The organism is Planktotalea sp. (assembly GCF_049680325.1).
In the GTDB taxonomy this organism is placed as follows: Bacteria; Pseudomonadota; Alphaproteobacteria; order Rhodobacterales; family Rhodobacteraceae; genus Planktotalea.
In genome coordinates, this window is record NZ_JBAUHO010000251.1 from 1 (window position 1) to 3,885 (window position 3,885).

3 protein-coding genes are annotated in these 3,885 nt (G+C 56.4%); all 3 read left to right on the plus strand.

What is annotated here, in order from left to right:
• Positions 1–165: 165 nt before the first annotated feature.
• Positions 166–1,359 carry an AAA family ATPase gene (locus tag WBC85_RS11375; RefSeq protein WP_424436930.1) on the plus strand — a complete coding sequence of 398 codons (1,194 nt, stop codon included), beginning with the start codon at positions 166–168 and terminating at the stop codon, positions 1,357–1,359.
• A complete protein-coding gene (locus WBC85_RS11380; protein ID WP_424436933.1) occupies positions 1,356–2,936 on the plus strand; it encodes a CpaF family protein in 1,581 nt (526 codons plus the stop codon). The genes WBC85_RS11375 and WBC85_RS11380 overlap by 4 nt, the downstream gene beginning before the upstream one ends.
• The coding region (locus tag WBC85_RS11385) for a type II secretion system F family protein (RefSeq protein ID WP_424436936.1) at positions 2,936–3,885 on the plus strand (950 nt) is incomplete at its 3' end. The genes WBC85_RS11380 and WBC85_RS11385, both read left to right, overlap by 1 nt.

Here is a 3,885-nt window from a genome sequence, read left to right on the forward strand (position 1 = left end):
CACCGATGCTGGCTTTCAAACGCTGATTGACGCAATGCCTGCGGCTGAATCCGCAGAAGGCTAACCCAACTTTCACCAAAGCCGGGCGTGCGCATCTCACCTGCGCACAAGCGCCCCTTTCCCCACCCCAAGACACCACTTACGCCCCTAATAAGGACACTTCCGATGTTAGCTCACCCCACACAAGGCAACGCGCTCCTACCTTTCGCCGCTTACGTGTGCACCCAAGAAGGTGCCGAAGTCGCGCGCACTGTTGTCGATCAATCAGGTGCAGGAGACGCTGGCTTGAAAGGTGGTGGCCTTAGCGGCGCTGCGCGACTTTGCCTTGAGCCGGCTATCTCTAACGTTCTCATCACCGAGATGGGCAACCTATCCACCAGCGACGCATGCGAATGTGTTCGCGAAATTCGCCAAACTGGCGCGGAGGTTATTGTGCTTGGCCATGTAACTGACATTTCGACTTATCGCGCTTTGCGCCATGCAGGTGCGCTTGAATATTTCCAATTTCCTGTGAACGCTGCGGACATCCTGAGTGTCCCGTTGCCACAACCCGCAAATGACCCAGCCCCGATTTCGCCGCGCGCAACAAGCATTGCCGTGGTCGGCGCAACGGGCGGCATCGGTGCAAGCGCGCTTGCCCAGAACCTCGCGTTTGTTGCATCTGGCGCAGGGCGCGCCGCACTAATCGATTGCGATATCACCTTTGGCTCGCAGGCCTTTGATCTGAATGCGCAAGGCACACCCGGCTTAATCGAAGCACTTGCCGCGCCTGAGCGTGTCGATGAAACCTTTTTGACGGCAACGATGGAAAAGATTTCCGACACCCTCGCGCTTTATGCACATCAGGTCGGCTCGAACCAGGATACCTTACGCCTGAATGCCGCATTGGGCGATCTCATGAAACCGCTGCGCAGTGCATTTGATAGCGTTGTGCTTGACCTGCCGCGCCAGACCCTCATGCAGCAATCTGACCTGCTAAGCCAACTCGATGCCGTCGTCATCGTCTTCCCCGCAGGGTTTGCTGGCGTGAACGCCACGGCGCGAATTGTGAAGCAGATCAAACAAAGCAAGCCGGAAATGCAAATCCACCTCGTCTTGTCAGAGGTCCGAAAAGACGCCGCGCTATCGCGCAAGGATATGGCGAAGGCTTTGGGATTGCCGATCTGTGCCTGCCTCCCCCGCAACGATGTAGCCATTCAAAAAGCACAAAGCGCGGGCAAACCAGTAAGCGCACTTGATAAGCGTGCGGCTTACTCAAAAGCTGTTACAGGTGTTTGGGGCACTGTGAGCAATGCGTTGCACACCGCCAACAGCTCAGATGCGCCGCACAAAGGCCTGTTGCGCCGGATTTTCTCATGACGCTTCACATCAGCCAACCCTCTGTTCGCACCTGTGTCCAGCAGGTTCTTGAAATCGCGCGACAGATTGATCCCGAGACGCAAAGCGCAGTCGATCGTGCGAACGCCGCGCTGAGCTATATCGTCGAAAATTCCAGCGACTTGTGGCCGATGGCCTTGCAAAGGCAGGTTCTGTCAGAGGCGGCGCTGTTGCTTGACACCGAAAGCGAAACGCAAGCACCTGTTGAGGACTTGCGCGCTAATCTCGTCGAAGTGCCAAAGGACGTCGAAACGATTGAAGCACCGAAGGCCGATGTGCCTGCCGCTCGCACGCAAACACCCATCCTCGCGGTTGCGAATGACGTGATGAAGGCCCTTGCAGAAGAGCTGGATTACGCAGATCTGGCAATGCGTCCGCGCAGCGAGCAAGAAGCCAAGATCAAAGCGAACATCACGAAACTGGGTGAAGCTCAAAAGCTGCACTTCAATGCGCGCGAGCTTGCTGAACTGATTGATGTGGTCCTTGCCGATCTGCTGGGCCTTGGCCCGCTAGAGCAGCTTCTGGCGGATGACACCGTCACTGACATCATGGTCAACGGCCCCGATCAGGTTTTTGTTGAACGCGCGGGTCAACTTACGCTGACATCTGTTCGCTTTCGCGACAACGCCCATGTTCTTGGCGTCGCAAGCCGGATCGTGGCAGCCGTTGGTCGCCGTATTGATGAATCCCAGCCGATGGTGGATGCACGCCTCGCGGATGGAAGCCGCGTCAACGTTGCGGTGCCCCCATTGGCGATAGACGGGCCGACCATCACCATCCGAAAATTCCCAAGCAAGCCGGTCAAGCTGGACACATTAATCAAGGGTGGCAGCCTGTCCGCAAAGATGGGCGAGTTTCTCGGACTGGCCGCAAGCCTGCGTTTGAACATCCTTGTGTCTGGTGGAACAGGGTCAGGCAAAACCACCCTCATTAATGCTATGTCCGAGCATATTTCTGCGGGCGAGCGGATTATCACAATCGAGGACGCCGCCGAATTGCGCTTTCAACAGCCTCATGTTGTGCGCTTTGAAACGCGCCCACCTAATGTTGAAGGCACTGGCGAAGTTACGATGCGCACATTGATGCGCAACGCGCTACGTATGCGCCCTGATCGCATTATCATTGGTGAAATTCGCGGTGATGAGGTGCTTGACCTGCTGCAAGCGATGAACACAGGCCACGACGGATCAATGAGCACACTGCATGCCAACTCGCCGCGCGAAGCGCTGACCCGCGTTGAAAGCATGGCGGCCCTTGCCGGCTTTGTTCCCGGTCCCGGCGTCGTGCGCCGTCAGTTGGTTGATGCGGTTAATCTGATCGTGCAGGTCAGCCGAATGCGCGATGGAAAGCGCCGCGTAACATCCATTTCCGAGGTAGCCGGGCTGGCTGGCGATGTCATTACCTTGCAGGACATTTTCACCTTTCAGGTTGGCCCCTCCAGCACACGAAAGCAGATCGAGGGGGAGTATGTTTTTACGGGCTATCGCCCCAAATTCGCGAGCCGCGCTTCGGATTATGGGCGTATTGACGACCTCAACAGCATTCTGGGAGGTGCCTGATGTCTATCGAAGTCCTCATCCTTGGCGCTGGTGCCAGCCTGTTCCTTATGCTCCTGCTTGTTTTGTTGGTGATGATGGATCGCCAACGCAGCGCGCTTAAATCGCGCATTGAGCGCGCCGCGCGCGGGTTTGATCGTAGTGCCGCGAAGGATGATGACAAAGTCAAAGCCCCGGAACCAGAGCGCACAATTACATCATCCAGACTGGCGCGCGCATTGGAGCGACTGGAACTTGCCTGTGCGCGTGCTGGCATCCGTGCGTCCGCCACAGAGCTTTTGGTTCAGATATCAATGAGCGTTCTCGGGCTATACGCGGTTTTTGTTCTTGTTCTGAAAATGCCCGCCTTGGTTTCGCTTGTGCTGTCACTTTTCATACCAATCGCAAGCGCTGTGCTTATTTTCCGCATCAAACGAAAGCGCCATGTCGCAAGCTTTACCGAAGGGCTACCCGAAGCGCTTGATGTGTTTGCACGTGGATTGAAGGCCGGTCGCCCTGTCGCAGACTCGCTCAGCATCGTTGTTGAAAACGCCAAAGGGCCCGTGAAAACCGAGTTCGAGCGCTGCCGCGATGAATTGAATGTCGGTGCCAGCCTGCTTGGCAGTCTTGAGCGGCTCTGCACGCGGATGCCAACACAAGAGGTTGTCTTTTTCTCTGTCGCGACATCGTTGCAATCTGAAACAGGCGGCAATCTGATCGAAACAATCGAGAACCTTGCAGAACAGCTACGCGAGCGCCGCAAGCTGAAGAAAAAAGCGCGCGCGCTATCCTCGGAGGCCCGTGCAAGTGCTGTCATTCTCGCAGCTTTGCCCTTTGCGGTAAGCGCGACGATCGGCTTTCTGAACCCAGGCTATTTGCAGCCTCTCTTTACCGACAGTCGCGGGCAAATCATGCTGAGCATCGGCATAATCAGCATCGCGCTTGGTGTTTTTATAATGGCGCGGATGGGCAA